Annotated in this window: 17 protein-coding genes; 8 read left to right on the top strand and 9 right to left on the bottom strand. The window is 60.7% G+C overall.

Annotation, left to right across the window (positions count from 1 at the left end; translation table 11 throughout):
- Positions 1 to 95 precede the first annotated feature (95 nt).
- The gene (locus tag QRN61_RS11415; RefSeq protein WP_285373804.1) at positions 96 to 719 is read left to right on the top strand and encodes a glutathione S-transferase family protein; all 624 of its coding nucleotides are present in this window, start codon (positions 96 to 98) and stop codon (positions 717 to 719) included.
- 3 nt (positions 720 to 722) lie between these two features.
- Here QRN61_RS11415 and QRN61_RS11410 read toward each other — a convergent pair whose 3' ends face one another.
- Both QRN61_RS11410 and ptrR read right to left on the bottom strand, forming a co-directional pair.
- Positions 723 to 1,385 (bottom strand): M24 family metallopeptidase, encoded by a 663-nt coding sequence (locus QRN61_RS11410; protein WP_285373803.1) that lies wholly within the window; start codon positions 1,383 to 1,385, stop codon positions 723 to 725.
- An 83-nt stretch (positions 1,386 to 1,468) separates the two neighbouring features.
- The gene (gene ptrR / locus QRN61_RS11405) at positions 1,469 to 2,347 is read right to left on the bottom strand and encodes a putrescine utilization regulator PtrR (RefSeq protein WP_096796445.1); all 879 of its coding nucleotides are present in this window, start codon (positions 2,345 to 2,347) and stop codon (positions 1,469 to 1,471) included.
- A 103-nt stretch (positions 2,348 to 2,450) separates the two neighbouring features.
- On the opposite strand from ptrR, the gene QRN61_RS11400 reads away from it, so the two are divergent.
- Positions 2,451 to 3,842 (top strand): aldehyde dehydrogenase family protein, encoded by a 1,392-nt coding sequence (locus tag QRN61_RS11400; protein WP_285373802.1) that lies wholly within the window; start codon positions 2,451 to 2,453, stop codon positions 3,840 to 3,842.
- A gap of 132 nt (positions 3,843 to 3,974) precedes the next feature.
- Here the strand turns inward: QRN61_RS11400 and QRN61_RS11395 are convergent, their stop codons facing one another.
- The gene (locus QRN61_RS11395; RefSeq protein WP_285373801.1) at positions 3,975 to 5,519 is read right to left on the bottom strand and encodes an MFS transporter; all 1,545 of its coding nucleotides are present in this window, start codon (positions 5,517 to 5,519) and stop codon (positions 3,975 to 3,977) included.
- 102 nt (positions 5,520 to 5,621) lie between these two features.
- Between QRN61_RS11395 and QRN61_RS11390 the strand changes: the two genes are divergently transcribed.
- Complete coding sequence (locus tag QRN61_RS11390) at positions 5,622 to 6,518, top strand: LysR family transcriptional regulator (protein WP_285373800.1); 897 nt, start codon at positions 5,622 to 5,624, stop codon at positions 6,516 to 6,518.
- A gap of 3 nt (positions 6,519 to 6,521) precedes the next feature.
- Here QRN61_RS11390 and QRN61_RS11385 read toward each other — a convergent pair whose 3' ends face one another.
- Positions 6,522 to 7,691 (bottom strand): acetyltransferase domain-containing protein, encoded by a 1,170-nt coding sequence (locus QRN61_RS11385; RefSeq protein WP_285373799.1) that lies wholly within the window; start codon positions 7,689 to 7,691, stop codon positions 6,522 to 6,524.
- Positions 7,692 to 7,872: 181 nt separating this feature from the next.
- On the opposite strand from QRN61_RS11385, the gene QRN61_RS11380 reads away from it, so the two are divergent.
- Positions 7,873 to 8,469, top strand: a complete 597-nt coding sequence (locus tag QRN61_RS11380) for a paraquat-inducible protein A (protein WP_003225887.1) — start codon at positions 7,873 to 7,875, stop codon at positions 8,467 to 8,469.
- Positions 8,466 to 9,155, top strand: a complete 690-nt coding sequence (locus QRN61_RS11375; RefSeq protein ID WP_027612991.1) for a paraquat-inducible protein A — start codon at positions 8,466 to 8,468, stop codon at positions 9,153 to 9,155. The genes QRN61_RS11380 and QRN61_RS11375 overlap by 4 nt, the downstream gene beginning before the upstream one ends.
- Here the strand turns inward: QRN61_RS11375 and ydiJ are convergent.
- Positions 9,088 to 12,114: a D-2-hydroxyglutarate dehydrogenase YdiJ gene (gene ydiJ / locus QRN61_RS11370; RefSeq protein WP_285373910.1), complete on the bottom strand. Its 3,027-nt coding sequence runs from the start codon at positions 12,112 to 12,114 to the stop codon at positions 9,088 to 9,090. The two genes, QRN61_RS11375 and ydiJ, sit on opposite strands and share 68 nt — an antisense overlap.
- A 159-nt stretch (positions 12,115 to 12,273) precedes the next feature.
- Between ydiJ and QRN61_RS11365 the strand changes: the two genes are divergently transcribed.
- Positions 12,274 to 13,158 (top strand): LysR substrate-binding domain-containing protein, encoded by an 885-nt coding sequence (locus QRN61_RS11365; RefSeq protein ID WP_285373798.1) that lies wholly within the window; start codon positions 12,274 to 12,276, stop codon positions 13,156 to 13,158.
- 140 nt (positions 13,159 to 13,298) lie between these two features.
- Here the strand turns inward: QRN61_RS11365 and QRN61_RS11360 are convergent, their stop codons facing one another.
- Positions 13,299 to 13,904, bottom strand: a complete 606-nt coding sequence (locus tag QRN61_RS11360) for a DUF6338 family protein (protein WP_183780526.1) — start codon at positions 13,902 to 13,904, stop codon at positions 13,299 to 13,301.
- A gap of 184 nt (positions 13,905 to 14,088) precedes the next feature.
- Positions 14,089 to 14,424, bottom strand: a complete 336-nt coding sequence (locus QRN61_RS11355; RefSeq protein WP_003225912.1) for a hypothetical protein — start codon at positions 14,422 to 14,424, stop codon at positions 14,089 to 14,091.
- Positions 14,425 to 14,610: 186 nt separating this feature from the next.
- Here QRN61_RS11355 and QRN61_RS11350 point away from each other — a divergent pair, with 186 nt between their 5' ends.
- Positions 14,611 to 14,850: a hypothetical protein gene (locus QRN61_RS11350; protein WP_096796398.1), complete on the top strand. Its 240-nt coding sequence runs from the start codon at positions 14,611 to 14,613 to the stop codon at positions 14,848 to 14,850.
- A gap of 60 nt (positions 14,851 to 14,910) precedes the next feature.
- Here the strand turns inward: QRN61_RS11350 and QRN61_RS11345 are convergent, their stop codons facing one another.
- Positions 14,911 to 15,108, bottom strand: coding sequence for a DUF2188 domain-containing protein (locus tag QRN61_RS11345; protein WP_247268948.1), 198 nt, complete (start codon positions 15,106 to 15,108; stop codon positions 14,911 to 14,913).
- A 222-nt stretch (positions 15,109 to 15,330) separates the two neighbouring features.
- On the opposite strand from QRN61_RS11345, the gene QRN61_RS11340 reads away from it, so the two are divergent.
- The gene (locus QRN61_RS11340) at positions 15,331 to 15,693 is read left to right on the top strand and encodes an NUDIX hydrolase (protein WP_096796396.1); all 363 of its coding nucleotides are present in this window, start codon (positions 15,331 to 15,333) and stop codon (positions 15,691 to 15,693) included.
- 4 nt (positions 15,694 to 15,697) lie between these two features.
- Here QRN61_RS11340 and QRN61_RS11335 read toward each other — a convergent pair whose 3' ends face one another.
- On the bottom strand, positions 15,698 to 15,940 hold the full coding sequence (locus QRN61_RS11335) for a DUF1652 domain-containing protein (RefSeq protein ID WP_097090319.1): 243 nt from the start codon (positions 15,938 to 15,940) through the stop codon (positions 15,698 to 15,700).
- Positions 15,941 to 16,027 lie beyond the last annotated feature (87 nt).

Below are 16,027 nucleotides of genomic sequence, written 5' to 3'. Positions count from 1 at the left end.
GATGTAAAAAGAAGGCCCGCCATGCGCGGGCCTTCTGCGTTGTGGTGTGGTATTTCTTGATGCCCCGACAGGCACCCACGAGACAGGGAAAACTCATGCTGCGAATTCTGGGCAAGGCGTCATCGATCAACGTGCGCAAAGTGCTGTGGACCTGCGCTGAACTGCAGATCCCGTTCGAGCGTGAGGATTGGGGCTCGGGCTTCAAACCCACCGACACCCCGGAGTTCCTCGCCCTCAACCCCTGCGCCATGGTGCCGGTGATTCAGGACGGCGATTTCACCCTGTGGGAATCGAACACGATCATTCGTTATCTGGCGGGCAACCATGGCGGCGCAGACCTTTACCCCGCCGAGCCGCGAGTTCGTGCGCGGGTCGATCAGTGGATCGACTGGCAAGCGTCGGAGTTGAACCGGTCGTGGTCGTATGCATTCATGTCGCTGGTGCGCCAGTCAGCGAATTATCAGGACAGCGCCGCTCTGGCCAAGGGCATCGAGCAGTGGTCGCAGACCATGGGCATCCTCGATCAACAGTTGCAGAAGACTGGCGCCTACGTCAGTGGCGACCGGTTTTCCCTCGCCGATATCCCCATCGGGCTGTCAGTCAACCGCTGGTTCGAAACGCCGCTCGCGCATCCGGACTATGCCGCCGTCAGCGCTTATTACGAGCGTCTGAGCCAACGTGAAGGCTTTCGCCTGTACGGCAGAAACGGTACGCCGTGACAATCAGATCAACAGATCTTCATAAAACGCGCCGAACGGTCGCTGCGGGTGGGCGATCTGGATTTCCAGAATCCACACCCCGGCATTTGGCGTCTGGTCGAAATCGCCGAGATTGCCGCCGCGATGGATCGCGTGAGGGAAATCGCTGACGCGGTGGCCCTTGATATCGAGATTGAGTTTCCAGCCCATGGCTTCAGCCTGATCGCTGGCATAGCGATAAAGTTCGACACCGCTCACGCCTTGGCGCCACAGTGCCTCGACACGCTTGAACAGCTCCTTGGACGCCGCCGCGCAGGCGATCATTTCCGGATCGGAGCCGGTGGTGAAGGTTGCGCCGGCATCGCCTTCGTGCCCCTGCCAGACCACGCCCATGTCAATGAAGAAAATATCGTTGTCACCGAGCACCGGATCGCCTTCGGAACGCTCCTTGAACGCCTTCAGCGTATTGGCGCCGAAGCGAATCAGCAGCGGATGCCAGATGCGGTCCATGCCCAGTTCGGCGAGGATCTGCTTGCCCCGCTCCTGGGCTTCGGACTCACGCATGCCGGGCTTGATCACCCTGGCGATGGCATCAACGGCGTTCCAGGTCAGGCCCTGCGCATGACGCATCGTTTCCAGCACAAACCGCTCACCGACCGCTTCTTTACCGCTCAGGGCTGCACTCATTTGCTTGTTCCTCATGGCTACGCTGTGTAGTTTTTTATATTGCGAAACGCCGATCAAGATACAGCCATGACACAACGTGTCAATTACTCTTCCGCACGCACCACACCGCGCTCCTCCAGCAAACGCACGAACATGCTCAAGCTGCGCGACACCGTGCCCCGGCGCCACACCAGCCAGGTGGTCAGATAGCGAAAATCCGCCGCCAGCGGCCAGACGCTGACCGTCGCGCTGCCAGGCATGCTTTGCAGCATTTTGCGCGGCATCAGCGCCAGCCCGGCCCCGGCGCTGACGCAGGCGAGCATGCCGTGGTAAGACTCCATCTCGAAAATCTTGCCCGGCACGGCAGCGTCGGTGCTGAACCATTTTTCGAAGTGATGACGATAGGAGCAGTTGGAGCGGAACGCGTAGATGTTCTCGCCGTTCACATCCGCCGCGCGCCGCACCGGGGGGTGATTGAGCGGCGCGATGATGACCATCTCTTCCTCGAACGCCGGCACGCCTTCCAGCGCCGGGTGCAGCACCGGGCCATCGACGAACGCCGCCGCCAAGCGCCCGGCGAGTACGCCGTCGATCATTGTCCCGGACGGGCCGGTGGACAGATCCAGATCGACCTTGGGATGCAACTGGTTGTACGCCGCGAGCAGTTCAGGAATCCGCACCGCTGCGGTGCTTTCCAGCGAGCCAAGAGGAAACGCGCCCTGCGGCTCTTCTCCCGCGACCGTGGCTCGCGCCTCCTGCACAAGATCGAGAATGCGCCGCGCGTATTCGAGAAAACTCCAGCCGGCGGGCGACAGGCGCAGACGGCTTTTCTCGCGAATGAACAGGTCGACGCCCAAGTCCTGCTCCAGCTGTTTGATCCGCGTGGTCAGGTTCGATGGCACGCGATGAATCTGCGCCGCGGCGGCGCTGATGCTGCCGTGCTCGGCAACGGCCTTGAAGATTTCCAGCTGCACCAGATCCACAGTCATTCTCCAATCGTGAAAGAAACGATCTTTATTATTCAGTTTCCAGAAAACAAACGCCACCCTACTCTAGGCCCATCCACTGAACTCGCAGGAGCCAGCCATGAACCAGATTTCCAGCCAGACCCACGCCATCTCGATCAACCCCGCCACCGGCGAGCAGATCGGTCACTACGCCTTTGAATCCGCCGAAGCCCTCGACGCTGCGCTGACCCGCGCCGCGTTCGGTTTCTCGAAATGGAAACGCAAGCCGCTGCAGGATCGTTCCCGCGCCCTGACCGCCCTCGCCGGCGCCCTGCGTGACAGCGCCGAAGCCATGGCGACCATGATCACCCTGGAAATGGGCAAGCCGATCGCCCAAGCCCGTGGCGAAATTGAAAAATGCGCCAAGCTCTGTGAGTGGTACGCCGAAAACGGTCCGGCCATGCTCGACGCCGAACCGACTCAGGTTGAAGGCGGCAAGGCGCGCATCGAGTACCGACCACTCGGCCCGATCCTCGCGGTGATGCCGTGGAACTTCCCGATCTGGCAAGTGCTGCGCGGTGCCGTTCCGGCGCTTATCGCCGGCAACACCTACGTGCTCAAGCATGCGCCGAACGTGATGGGCAGCGCCTACCTGCTGCGCGACGCGTTCAAGCGCGCCGGTTTCGCCGATGGCGTATTTGAAGTGATCAACGTCACCCCGGAAGGCGTTTCCACCGCCATCGCCGACCCGCGTATCGCTGCTGTAACCCTGACCGGCAGCGTCCGTGCCGGCATGGCCATCGGTGCTCAGGCCGGTGCCGCGCTGAAGAAGTGCGTGCTGGAACTGGGTGGTTCCGACCCGTTCATCGTGCTCAATGATGCGGATCTTGATGAGGCCGTGCAGGCTGCCGTCATCGGTCGCTACCAGAACTCCGGCCAGGTCTGCGCCGCGGCCAAGCGCCTGATCATCGAAGAAGGCGTGGTCGAGGAGTTCACCCGCAAATTCGTCGAGGCCACGCGTCAATTGAAAGTCGGCGATCCGCTGTCCGCCGACACCTACATCGGGCCGATGGCGCGTTTCGATCTGCGTGATGAACTCGACCAGCAAGTGCGCGACACCCTCGAAGAAGGCGCCACCCTGTTGCTCGGCGGCGGTAAGGCGCAAGGCCCGGGCAACTACTACGAGCCAACCGTGCTGGCCGATGTCACCGACCGCATGACCTCGTTCAAACAGGAACTGTTCGGCCCGGTGGCATCGATCATCACTGCCCGCGATTGCGCCCACGCCATTGCCCTGGCCAACGACAGCGACTTCGGCCTGACCGCGACGATCTATACCGCCAACGTCGCACTGGCCCAGCAACTGACCAGCGAACTGGACACCGGTGGCGTGTTCATCAACGGCTATTCGGCCAGTGACCCACGCGTGACCTTCGGTGGCGTGAAGAAAAGCGGTTTCGGTCGCGAGTTGTCGCACTTCGGCGTGCGCGAGTTCTGCAACGCGCAGACGGTGTGGCTGGATCGCAAATAATCAGGACTCCAACACGCACTGGTGGGAGTGGGCTTGCTCACGAAGGGGCCGGCATGTTCAGCATTGATAGTGACTGACCTGACGCCTTCGCGAGCAAGCCCGCTCCCACACTCGAAAATTCCGCACACACCGCTATAGCAAGTCGGGCGCTGTTTTTTGCGGCTGCGCAACCGCCCGCCCCTTGCTCAACAACCCGAGCACCACCGCCGCCGAGGCCAGGGTAATCAGCGTAAGGACGTGCAGCAGGTACTGAAATGCCGTGGCATAACCCTGCACCAGACGCTCTTTGGCCAGCCCCGGAACGGTGTTGAGCGCATGCGCCATGTCCCCCGTGGTGACCCGGTGCGCGGTCTCGGCAATCAACGCCGCATCGACACTGCCTGCCACTGCCCCCGTCAGATCGGTATGCAGCAGCGAAGTCAGCACGGCGCCCACCACCGCCAGCGCAATACCCTCACCCGCCACGCGCACGGTATTGAAGATCCCCGCCGCCATCCCCGCGCGCTCTTTCGGTACGACGCTGACCGACAGACCATCCATCAAGCCCCACGGCAAACCGGTGCCAATCCCGATCAACAGCATCGCAATGACCAAGGCGGATTTTGGCTCGCCGACGTTGTACAGGCTCAACCCGTGCAAGCCCACCGCAGCGATCAGAAAACCGATCCCCGAGAGAATCCCCGCCGAGACAAACCGGGTCAGCGACGCCGCCAGCATCGGTACCACCAGCATGGGCGCCGACAGCGCCAGTAACAGCAGGCCGGCATCGATTTCGCTCAAGCCTTCCACGCCGATAAAGCGCAATGGCAACATCACCACCAGCACGATGTAGCAAAAACAGGTGCCGATCGGCAGCATCTGCACGCCGATGAAGCGCGGAAAACGCAACAGGGTCAGATCGAGCATCGGATGTTTAACGCGCTTTTCGATGATCACGAACAACCCCAGCAACAATGCCGAAGCACTCAGCAGACCGACTACCAGCGGGCTGCCCCAACCGCTTTCCGGGGCCTGAATCACGCCGAAGGTGAACAGCGCCAGCATCGTGCTGAAGGTGATCGTGCCCGGCCAATCCAGTCCCGTGGCATCCGGGTTGCGGCTTTCGCGCATGCGCGGCAGGCCGAAGACCATGGCGATTACGCCGATCAGCGCGGTGAAAACAAAAATCGCCCGCCAGTTGAACACCTCGATCAACGCGCCGGCCAGCAGCGGCCCGAAAGCCAGACCGATGCCGAATGTGGTGCCGAGTACGCTGTATGCACGGGTTCGCGCATGGCCTTCGAATTCTTGCGCCAGCGACGCTGAGCCGCTGGCCAACGCCGCAGCACCGGCCACGCCCTGCACTGCACGCATCCCATCCAGCCAGTACACCGACGGTGCCAGGCTCTGCGCAATCGATGCTGCGGTGAACAGCAACATGCCGAAGCTGAACAGGCGTTTACGCCCATAGACGTCGGCCAACGCTCCCGCCGCCATCAGCAAACTGCCGAATGACAACATGAACGCATTGGTGATCCAGGTCAGGGCCACGGGGCTGCCGCCCAGATCACGACCAATGGCGGGCGTCGCCACCGCGCCACCGGTAAAACTCAAGGGCAGTACCAATGCCGACAGGCACACGGCCGCGAGGATTAGCACCTTGTTATGCGCGCCTGGTTGATGAGCGACCGTTGTCATGCATTCATCCTTTAAAGAAATTGCCAGGCTGCGACTTTAAGGCCGTCAGATTGATGCGATAATCCCAGCAATTTTGCATGACTTTGTGAAAGAGATTCACAGATGAAATCACCCTCAGCGGCAGACCTTTGCGTATTTCTCTGTACGGCGCAGCACTTGAATTTCAGCAAGGCCGCCGTCGAACTCGGGCTCACCCCGTCAGCCCTGAGCCATTCGGTAAAGGCTTTGGAGAATCGCCTCGGTGTGCGTCTGTTCAATCGCACCACCCGCAGCGTGGCGTTGACCGAGGCCGGTGAGCGCTTTTACGCGCGCCTGAAACCGGCGTTCCGCGACATTGACGATGCACTGGAAGACCTCAACCATTTTCGCGACAAACCCACCGGCAACCTGCGTATCACCTGCGGACGCCAGGCGTGCGAACTGGTATTGCTGCCGATTGCCAGCGAGTTCTTGCAGACGTATCCGGACATTCGCATGGAGGTGGTCGAAAGCGAAGCGTTGCTGGATATCGTCGCTGGCGGATTTGATGCGGGCGTGCGCTTTGGCGATCGACTGCAGGCCGACATGGTCTCGCTGCCGATTGGCCCGGCGATGCGTTCGGTGGTGGTCGCTTCGCCGGCATTCCTCGAACGCTATCCTGCGCCGCAAAAACCCGAAGATCTGCGCGATTTGCCGTGCCTGCGCCACCGCTACCCCAGTGGCGCCCTGTATCGCTGGGAATTCGAACGCGATGGCATTGCCCAGGAAATCGAGGTCAACGGCCCGCTGACGCTGGGCGACGTCAGCTTGATGGTCGGCCCTGCACTGCAAGGCCTGGGATTGGCGTATGTGTTCGATGACATGGTCAGCGAACACTTGGCATCGGGGCGTCTGATTCAGCTGTTGGCCGACTGGTGCCCCTACTATCCGGGCCTGCATCTGTACTACCCGAGCCGGCGCCACGTACCGGCGCCGCTCAAGGCTTTTATCGACTTTGCGCGCGAGCGAAGGGGTCACTAGGGCTCACAGATATTTCAGCCAGGCAATGTCGCGACGCCGCGATTTCAGCGCAGAGAACCAGCGTACCGCCGGGTACAGTGCCAGCGCCAACAGCAGTGACACCAGCCAGATCGCCGCGACTGAATCGAAGCCGAAATAGCTGCCCTGATTCAGTCCGAACAGCGCCACGGCAATCACATACAGCACCTTCAGCACGTACAGATGCAGCAGATAAAAGAACATCGGCGCCGAACCGAAGACCGTCAGCCAGCGAATCCAGTGCCGCATCTGTAGCCGTTCGAACGCCAGCAACAGCAGCAATCCGATGCTCACCGTCAGGCTGATGAACAGCAGCGATGGCGGGTACTTGGTGATGTTGAAAAACGCCATCAGCGTTTGCACGGTCGTGTCTTCAACCGCCCAAGGCTTTTCGCCGTATCCGTTGAGCAACCGCAGCCCGACGAAACCCAGCAGTCCGGCGATACCAGCCAGCAACAGGCACTGCTGACGAACTCCGGCGTCGGCCGCACGGGCAAACCACGGGCCCAGCGCATAACCCAGACCGATCACGCCGATCCACGGCAACAGCGGATACGAAGTGCGCAAGCGCAGACTGTCACCGACCTCGATCCAGCCCCGATCATGCAGGATCGCCCATGGCACATGCAGTGCCGACTCCAGCGCGAAATGCAGCCCGTCCAGCAGGTTATGCCCGGCAATGATCGCCAGACTCAGCGTCAGCAACAGCCAGCGCGGCAACCAGACCAGCAGCGACAACGCGATCATGCTCAAGCCAATCGCCCAGATCACCTGCAGATAGATCACGCTCGGCGGCAACTGAAACGTCCATGCAAAATTCACCAAGGTGAATTCCAGCACCACCAGAAACAGCCCACGCTTGAACAGGAAGGCACTGACATCGGCCTTGCCCGCGTACTTCTCGCCGAACAGCCACGCAGACAATCCGGTCAGCAACACGAACACCGGTGCGCACAGATGCGCCAACGTGCGACTGAAAAACAACGCCGGCTCGGTGTTGGCGATGTCCATCGGGTCGGACACCTGACGGTGCAACAGAAACGTTTCACGCACGTGATCCAGCAGCATGAACAGGATCACCAGACCGCGTAACGCATCAATGGACAGCAAGCGGCCGGTCGGCAGCGGGTTGGAACGGGCACACGCAATCGTCATGGACATTTCGCCATCGAGTCAATGAATCGGGGGCGCATAACTACACGTCCCGCCAAATATTGGCGTTACTCTATAACACTAAAAGTCGATTCCCAAGCCAAACGCCATTTGCCCAATCACGTCAGGCTTCTATAGTGATCAGGCGCCCCCTGCGCTTTGCGCCTGCTGTCGAGCGTTGCCCATGACCTCAACCGAACACCTGATCATCTGCGAGCATTGCGACTGCGTGTACGAAAAGGTCGTGCTCGGCAAACACCAGAAAACCCTCTGCGTGCGGTGCGGCGGCGTGCTGCAGCGCTACAACGGCTTGACCGTCGAGCAGCGGCTGGCCCTGAGTTTCACTGCGGCGATGCTGTGGCTGTTCGCCAATTTCTATCCGGTGATGAGCATCAGCATGAAGGGCCTGAAGAACAGCGCGACGCTGTGGGATTCGGTACTGGCGCTGAGTCAGGGGCCGATCACCTTCATGGCGATGGTCGCGGCGATCTCGATCATCATCGCCCCGGCGTTTCAACTGGTGCTGTTGATCTGGGTGCTGAGTTTCGCCTTGTCATCGCGCCGGGCGCCGGGCTTCAAGCTGTGCATGCGCTGGCTGGAGACCCTGCGTCCGTGGAGCATGCTCGAAGTGTGTCTGCTGGGGGCGATGGTGGCGGTATTCAAACTGGCCGGGCTGCTCGATGTGCTGCCGGGTATCGGCCTGTTCGCTTTGGCGGTGCTGAGCCTGATGATGATCCGCATTGCCGGCCGCGACATTCGTGATCTGTGGGACATTCTATGAAGCGACCCGCGACCGCCAGCGAACTGAATCTGTGCCTGTGCCACAGCTGCGGACTGGCCTGCGACATGACCGACGAGCCGCACGAGTGCCCGCGCTGCGATGCGCCGCTGCATCGGCGCAAGACCAACTCCCTGACGCGCACCTGGGCCTATCTGTTCGCCGCATTGGCGTTTTACGTGCCGGCCAATCTACTGCCGGTGATGAACACGGTGATGCTCGGCAACGGCGCCGACAGCACGATCATGAGCGGCGTGCTGGAGTTCTGGGAGGGCGGCGCGTGGGACATCGCACTGATCATTTTCATCGCCAGCATCGCGGTGCCGGGGATCAAATTCGTCGCCCTGTCGCTGCTGCTGATCACCGTGCAGCGGGGCAGCGACTGGGCGCGCCGTGAGCGTTCGAAGCTGTACCGTTTCGTCGAGCTGATCGGCTACTGGTCGATGCTCGACGTGCTGGTGGTCGCACTGGTCGCGGCGCTGGTGAAGTTCCAGGCGCTGGGCGATATCGAACCACGCCCGGGCATCCTGTTTTTCGGCATGGTGGTGGTGTTCACCATGCTCTCGGCGATGAGTTTCGACCCACGGCTGATCTGGGACAACGCCCCGGACGACGAACCGCTCAGCGACGCACCACCTCAAGCAGCACCTGCAACGGATGGCGCAGCGCCCGATCCGACTGGCGCTTGACCTGACTGCGGCATGAGTAACCGGTGGCCAGCGCTTCGCCCTGCTCCGCCGGCGCCTCAACCTGCCGCGCCCACGATTGCTCGTAGATCACCGCCGAGGTTTCGCGGTTGCGCGCTTCATGGCCATAGGTGCCGGACATGCCGCAGCAGCCGGTGGCCTGCGTCGCCAGTTTCAGCCCGACTCGCTCGAACACTTGTTCCCACTGGCGAGTGGCGGCCGGCGCGTTGGTTTTCTCGGTGCAGTGTGCCAGCAGACGGAATGACCGGGCCGCATCGGCAGTAGCCTGCTCCGGCATCACCTTGAGCAGCCATTCCTGTACCAGCGCGACTTCCGGGCAGTGGTCCATGCCGGGCACTTTCAGGTATTCCTGGCGATAGACCAGCGTCATCGCCGGGTCCAGTCCCAGCAACGGCACACCGACATCGGCCAGTTCACGCAGTTGCCGGGCATTGCGCAGCGCCGCGCGGTTGAACGCCGACAGGAAACCCTGCACATGCAGCGGCTTGCCGTTGGCGCTGAACGGCGCCAGATAAACCTGATAGCCAAGCCGCGAAATCAGCTCCACCAGATCCGCCAGCAGCGGCGCTTCGAAGTAACGGGTGAAGGCATCCTGCACCAGCACCACACTGCGCTCGCGCTGGGCCGGGGTCAGCGCCGACAGCGTGGAAACCGTCGCCGGCTGCACCTTCCAGCGGCGCAGCGCAGCGTGGAAATCAAAGCGACTGAGCAACGGCACATCGACCATGCCGCCAAGACGCTCCAACTGTTTGCGCACAAAGGTTGCGCCCATCAAACCGTTGTACAGCGCCGGAATCCGCGCCATGTACGGAATGCTGTACTCCAGCGAGGCAATCAGATAATCCCGCGCAGGGCGCAGATAACGGCTGTGATACAGCTCAAGGAAACGCGAACGGAATTCCGGCACGTTGACCTTGACCGGGCACTGTCCCGCGCAGGACTTGCACGCCAGGCAGCCGGCCATGGCGTCGTACACCTCATGGGAAAAGTCTGCATCCTGCGCGCGGCTGTTGCGCCAGCGTGTCCACAGGTTGCGGAAAAATGCCGGACGACGGATCGCCTCCGACAGCACATCCACCCCTGCCTCGCCCTGCAAACGCAGCCATTCGCGGATCAGCGATGCGCGACCCTTGGGCGATTGCGCACGCTCGCGGGTGGCTTTCCACGATGGGCACATGGCGTCGTCGGGATCGAAGTTGTAGCAGGCGCCGTTGCCGTTGCAGTGCATGGCCGCGCCGTAGCTTTGCCAGACCTTTTCGTCGATCTGCCGATCGAGTTCGCCGCGCAGGGTCACTTCGTCGATTTTCAGCAACGCCGCACCGGTATTGGCCGGGGTGGCGATCTTGCCCGGGTTGAACTGGTTGAACGGGTCGAACGCGGCTTTCAACGCTTGCAACGCCGGGTACAGCTCACCGAAAAACGCCGGCGCGTATTCCGAGCGCAGGCCTTTGCCGTGTTCACCCCACAACAGGCCGCCGTAGCGCTGGGTCAGCGCCGCGACGCCGTCGGACACCGGGCGCACCAGCGCCGCTTGCTGCGGATCCTTCATGTCGAGAATCGGCCGTACGTGCAACACACCGGCATCAACGTGGCCGAACATGCCGTACTGCAAACCGTGGCTGTCGAGCAGTTCGCGCAGTTCGGCGATGTACTCGGCCAGGTGCTGCGGCGGCACTGCGGTGTCTTCGACAAACGGCTGCGGCCGCGCTTCGCCGGCAACGTTGCCGAGCAGGCCGACTGCGCGTTTGCGCATGCCATAAACCTTGTTCACCGCCGCCTGACCGACCGCCAGGGTATGGCCGAGGCGTTCGACCGTGGTGTCGCTGCTCAAGTGTTCGAGGAAGGCTTCGACCCGGTGTCGCAGGTCCTCGGGATCATCACCGCAGAACTCCACCAGGTTGATCCCCAGTGTCGGGCGCTCGGCACTTGCCGGGAAGTATTCGGCGACGCCGTGCCAGACGATGTCCTGCATCGCCAGCAGCAACACCTTGGAATCCACGGTTTCAATCGACAGCGGCTTGAGCGCCATCAGCGCCCGGGCATCGCGCAACGCATCCATGAACCCGGCGTAGCGAATGTTCACCAGCATCGTGTGTTTGGGGATCGGCAGTACGTTGAGCTTTGCCTCGACCACAAAGCCCAGCGAGCCTTCGGCGCCGCACAGCACGCTGTTGAGGTTGAAGCGGTTGTCGGCCTCGCGCAGATGCGCCAAGTCGTAGCCGGTCAGGCAGCGGTTGAGATCTGGGAAGCGCTGTTTGATCAGCTCGCCCTGCTCGTCAATGATCTGCCGCGCACAGCGATAGACTTCGCCCACCTGATCTTCACGGGCGCACAGCGCTGTCAGGTCGTCTTCCGCCAGCGCTGCGCCGTGCAGACGCTCGCCACCGCGCAGGACCATGTCGAGTTCCAGCACGTGGTCGCGGGTCTTGCCGTAGGTGCAACTGCCCTGCCCGCTGGCGTCGGTGTTGATCATGCCGCCGACGGTGGCGCGGTTGGAGGTCGACAGCTCCGGGGCGAAGAACAGCCCGGCGGATTTCAGTGCGGCGTTGAGCTGATCCTTGACCACCCCGGCCTGCACCCGCACCCAGCGCTCTTCGACGTTGATTTCCAGAATGCGGTTCATGTGCCGCGACAGGTCGACGACGATGCCGTCAGTCAGCGACTGACCGTTGGTGCCGGTGCCGCCGCCGCGCGGAGTGATCACCACTTGCTGATAAGCCGGTTCGGCGATCAGCCGTGCGACCCGCGCCACATCCTCGGCATCCATCGGAAACACTGCCGCTTGCGGCAGACGCTGGTAGATCGAGTTATCGGTGGCGAGCACTACGCGGCTGGCGTAATCAGCACTGATCTCGCCACGAAAACCACTGGCTTTCAGGGCTTTGAGGAACTTCTGGTAATCGGCGGTCAATGCAGTGGCGGGCGACAGCTGGGCAATCATCGGTCGGGAAATCTCGGTCAAAATCGGGCCGTGCGGCGGTGAACAGTTGTGCGCAAGGAATGATTGCGTCACGCTCCCGCCATCTCATGGTGCTTATGTTCATTGCTTGGCGCTATCGGGACAAACGTAAAATCGACCCGCAATCCATGACTAAAACGAATGAATCCGCGAACCCTCACCCCTTCCATGTCGTTATTGCTGGCCTTCGAGGCTGCCGCACGCCATGAAAGCTACACCCGCGCTGCCCACGAACTGTCGCTGACGCAAAGCGCGGTCAGCCGTCAGGTGCAGATTCTGGAAAAGATGCTCGGCATGCGCCTGTTCAGTCGCGAGGGCCGGCAAGTGGTGCTGACCGATGTCGGGCGCATGTATCAGCGCGAACTGGCCGAAGCCCTCGGGCAGATCCGCAGCGCGACGTTGCAGGCCATGGCGTTCGGTTCCGGCATTCACAGTTTGCGTCTGGCGACGCTGCCGACCTTCGGCTCGAAATGGCTGCTGCCGCGACTCAAGGACTTCTACACCGCACACCCCGGCATGACCGTGCACTTGCATTCACGCATCGAAGCGATCGACTTCGACACCAGCGAGATCGATGCGGCGATCTGCGTCGGTGCGGGAGACTGGCCGGGGCTGAGCGCCCTGCCCCTGCACACTGAAGAACTGGTAGTGATTGCCAGTGCGCAGTTGTCGTTGGCCGAACGCGACGACGCCGAACAGCACATCGCCGGGCAGTTACTGCTCAATGTCAGCAGCAATGCCCAGGCCTGGGCGGAATGGTTCACCCATCATGGTTTGCCACACCGCAGCATGCGCATCGGGCCGAGCTTTGAAATGACTTCGCACCTGATTCAGGCCGTCCGGGCGAATATTGGCGTGGGGCTGGTGCCACGGATTCTGGTGGAGGATGAATTGCTTAACGGCGAGCTGCAGCAACTGGGGGAGCCGATCACCAGCCGGCGCAGCTACTACCTGGTGTATCCGCCGCGTAATGAGGCGTCGCCGTCACTGAAAGCGTTCAGGGATTGGCTGGTACGATCGTTATGACAGATCGTCTCGCCCGAGCAACGTTCACCGCTTGGGAGGTGGTGGAGCGCTAGGACCACGGGCAGTTTGCGGCGAGTTCCTGTCGTTCGAGCCAAGGTAGCGTGCCACATCTGGCGGCATGGGTCTCGGTGCTTCGGCGGTCATGGCTGGCTCTCTTTTATGGTGGTGAATTCAACCCACTGAACTTTCGACGAATCTATCACCAACAGGTCGGCGTCAAAAGGCTTGGCAACGCCATCGTCACCCAACCATTTCGGGCTCTGCATCACAAACTGTCCATTCGCAGGTTCGGCAGGCCATTCACAAGGCCAGCCAAACAGGCGCCTTTCGTCGTTCAAATGCAGCGTAATGAGCCGATCGTGGCGTGCAAAGGTGCTGTACCACTGGCTGGGAAATGACGTTTTTCTGGTTACATTTCGAAACCGTAACCAAGCATGCAACTTGTCATTTGAAGCGAGATTGCAGGAAAGAAATCCGAGCGTCACTGACACAAAGAACGCCCATATTGTCTGCGCCTTGCCATCCCATATTCCTACAGAAAATCCCTTCGTCCCCACCCATAGACAGATTGCACCTATCCCCAATACAGCCCCATGAATCACAAACGTAAAGATCAACGCCTGCACAATCTGCCCAAACGTATCAGGCCGTTTGAACGCGGTGAGCGTGTAAAAAATCCAGGTAGAAACAAATCCGGGAATCAGATACTGCAACAACGGAATAACTTCTTTGACCAGATCATCCATGATCCGTGGCTCCTTGAAAGGCATGCCCCTCCGGTTACCGGGCGGCACTCAAAAGCCTAGCGCACACTGGGGATACGCCTCGTGCCGATCTGTCACAGCGCATTTCGCAAAGCAAAAAAAAGCAGAAACCATTGATCCGGTTTCTGCTTTTTGTGGGGCTGGCTTTTGCAGCGGAGGCTGGGCTTTACAGGCAGTCACGCACCGATTTGCGCAACGACCCGGACTTGGCCCATGGCGGTCCCTGATACAGGGAAACGCGACTGCCGTCCTTGTATTTGATGATGTCGAGAATCTCGTCGGCGGTGACGAGGCTCGGCGCCTTGATCCGGTAGCCGTTGGAAATGGACGTCTGCGTGGTCTTAGGAATGTCCTGCTGCCACAACGGCAACAAGCACGCGGCATAGTCTTTAGGCGCTTTGGTGGTGGTTTTGCTGAGATTTGGCTCGCCCGGCACCAGCGATGCTGGCAATGAGCAACCCGCCAGCAATGCCAACGCCAAACTCCCGATCCATATCCGCATGGTGTTTCCCTGATCTTGAAAAACGCGAATGTAACGTGTAACCGGGTGTACATCCAGCGCGGCACGTCGCCCACAAGGGAGATTGGACAAATATTTACATGCATGCAGCCCGGTGGCAGACGAGCTGCGCATCATCGAAGAAAAATGCGACTACTCTGTTCTACCGAGAATGTTCCGGAGGTGATCATGCGGCTCAATGAATACGAACACGAACTTCAGCGCGACCTGCAAGCCGTTGCATCGGATCTGAGATGGTCGGCGGTCGACCTCAAACGCATCGCCGAACAGCTGCGCAAGAGCGGCAATGAAGCGGATGCCCAGGCGGTACTCAGGTCCTGCGAGGTGCTGCAAAGTGATGAAGAACGCTTGCAGCTGTATGCCAGGGAAGTGAAAACGCGCTCCATCAGCCGGATCAAAGTCCACTGATCCCCCCTTTACCTCAACAAAAGCCCCGGCAATCACCGGGGCTCTTTCGTTACATTTGCTTCAACTTGCAGTGTGACTTCGCGCTCGCACCGAGCGTTTTCTGTAACCCGGCAACGCAGCGGCATAGGCCAGCGCTTCCTCTCTGCTACCGAACGACGCAAGCCGATCGCCTTGAGTACAAACCCGCCACGGGCCGTTGTTCACGCTGAGTACGTCGTAGCCGTTCATGTGCATTTTGCTCAAGACCGGAATGCTCATGGGTACCTCCTTTTTGCCGACGGTGGATTCAGCTCTGCCTTTTTAACTTACACCCGGATGCCGCAGTTGTGCCGACCGGGTGTCGCCATCGCGATGCGCCAAGGCTCTGGCACTTTCCGCCAGGCCAAACACTCAAAACCCCAAGGGAACCTTTGAATCCGGGCCCGGCTCGAATATTGCAGTTTTATTTCATTTATGTGACACGCAGTAAACAGGTAACAGATGAAAGTACGCGCCACCGTTATTTGCGAGCAGGATCGACACGTTCTCCTGGTGCGCAAACCCCGCTGCCGCTGGACATTGCCCGGCGGCAAGGTCGAGCCTGGGGAAACCAAAGCCGGGGCGGCGACGCGCGAGCTGCAGGAAGAAACAGCACTGGATGCCGAGCAGATGTTGTATCTGATGGAACTGCACAGCGGCAGCACCCAGCATCATGTCTACGAGGCGTCGGTGCTCGATCTTGAGCAGTTGCGCCCGCAAAACGAGATCACCGAATGCATCTGGCATCCGCTGGACGCGGTGCAGAATCTACCCACCAGCGAGGCGACGTTACGCATCGTGCAGGCGTTTCAGCGGCGCTTGTAAGGTATCAGCCGGCGAATGCCCGGCGCCCGGCGCTCATTTCCGTGCGCAACTCACCAATGAAGTTGGACAGATCGCGGATCGTCACCAGATGTTCCGGCGACACACCATTGAGCAACAACTCGACTCGCCCGGACTCAGGCTCATACACCTTGATCCGCAGCAGTCCCTGCTCCACTTGTGTGCATTCGCATTCAAGCGACGGAAAGCCGGATTCGACAATCCGGCAGATGTCGGCAATGGCTAGCATGGGCGCACGCCTCGCAGGCGATGAGTCGGTCGACCGATTCAGCATAGATGAGCGATCAATAATCTGCCGCCCAAGCAAGTGCCAACC

Origin of the sequence: Pseudomonas sp. lyk4-TYG-107 (assembly GCF_030209055.1) — a bacterium.
Classification (GTDB): domain Bacteria; phylum Pseudomonadota; class Gammaproteobacteria; order Pseudomonadales; family Pseudomonadaceae; genus Aquipseudomonas; species Aquipseudomonas putida_A.
The sequence above is the reverse complement of the archived record's forward strand: the minus strand, read 5'-3'. Positions and strand labels throughout refer to the sequence as shown.

Coding starts and splice junctions, on each gene's coding strand:
- QRN61_RS11350 (WP_096796398.1), top strand. CDS start 14,611: ATGCGGCTCAATGAATACGAACACGAACTTCAGCGCGACCTGCAAGCC.
- QRN61_RS11345 (WP_247268948.1), bottom strand. CDS start 15,108: ATGAGCATTCCGGTCTTGAGCAAAATGCACATGAACGGCTACGACGTA.
- QRN61_RS11380 (WP_003225887.1), top strand. CDS start 7,873: ATGACCTCAACCGAACACCTGATCATCTGCGAGCATTGCGACTGCGTG.
- QRN61_RS11340 (WP_096796396.1), top strand. CDS start 15,331: ATGAAAGTACGCGCCACCGTTATTTGCGAGCAGGATCGACACGTTCTC.
- QRN61_RS11415 (WP_285373804.1), top strand. CDS start 96: ATGCTGCGAATTCTGGGCAAGGCGTCATCGATCAACGTGCGCAAAGTG.
- QRN61_RS11360 (WP_183780526.1), bottom strand. CDS start 13,904: ATGGATGATCTGGTCAAAGAAGTTATTCCGTTGTTGCAGTATCTGATT.
- QRN61_RS11390 (WP_285373800.1), top strand. CDS start 5,622: ATGAAATCACCCTCAGCGGCAGACCTTTGCGTATTTCTCTGTACGGCG.
- QRN61_RS11375 (WP_027612991.1), top strand. CDS start 8,466: ATGAAGCGACCCGCGACCGCCAGCGAACTGAATCTGTGCCTGTGCCAC.
- QRN61_RS11385 (WP_285373799.1), bottom strand. CDS start 7,691: ATGACGATTGCGTGTGCCCGTTCCAACCCGCTGCCGACCGGCCGCTTG.
- QRN61_RS11395 (WP_285373801.1), bottom strand. CDS start 5,519: ATGACAACGGTCGCTCATCAACCAGGCGCGCATAACAAGGTGCTAATC.
- ydiJ (WP_285373910.1), bottom strand. CDS start 12,114: ATGATTGCCCAGCTGTCGCCCGCCACTGCATTGACCGCCGATTACCAG.
- QRN61_RS11335 (WP_097090319.1), bottom strand. CDS start 15,940: ATGCTAGCCATTGCCGACATCTGCCGGATTGTCGAATCCGGCTTTCCG.
- QRN61_RS11400 (WP_285373802.1), top strand. CDS start 2,451: ATGAACCAGATTTCCAGCCAGACCCACGCCATCTCGATCAACCCCGCC.
- QRN61_RS11410 (WP_285373803.1), bottom strand. CDS start 1,385: ATGAGTGCAGCCCTGAGCGGTAAAGAAGCGGTCGGTGAGCGGTTTGTG.
- QRN61_RS11355 (WP_003225912.1), bottom strand. CDS start 14,424: ATGCGGATATGGATCGGGAGTTTGGCGTTGGCATTGCTGGCGGGTTGC.
- QRN61_RS11365 (WP_285373798.1), top strand. CDS start 12,274: ATGAATCCGCGAACCCTCACCCCTTCCATGTCGTTATTGCTGGCCTTC.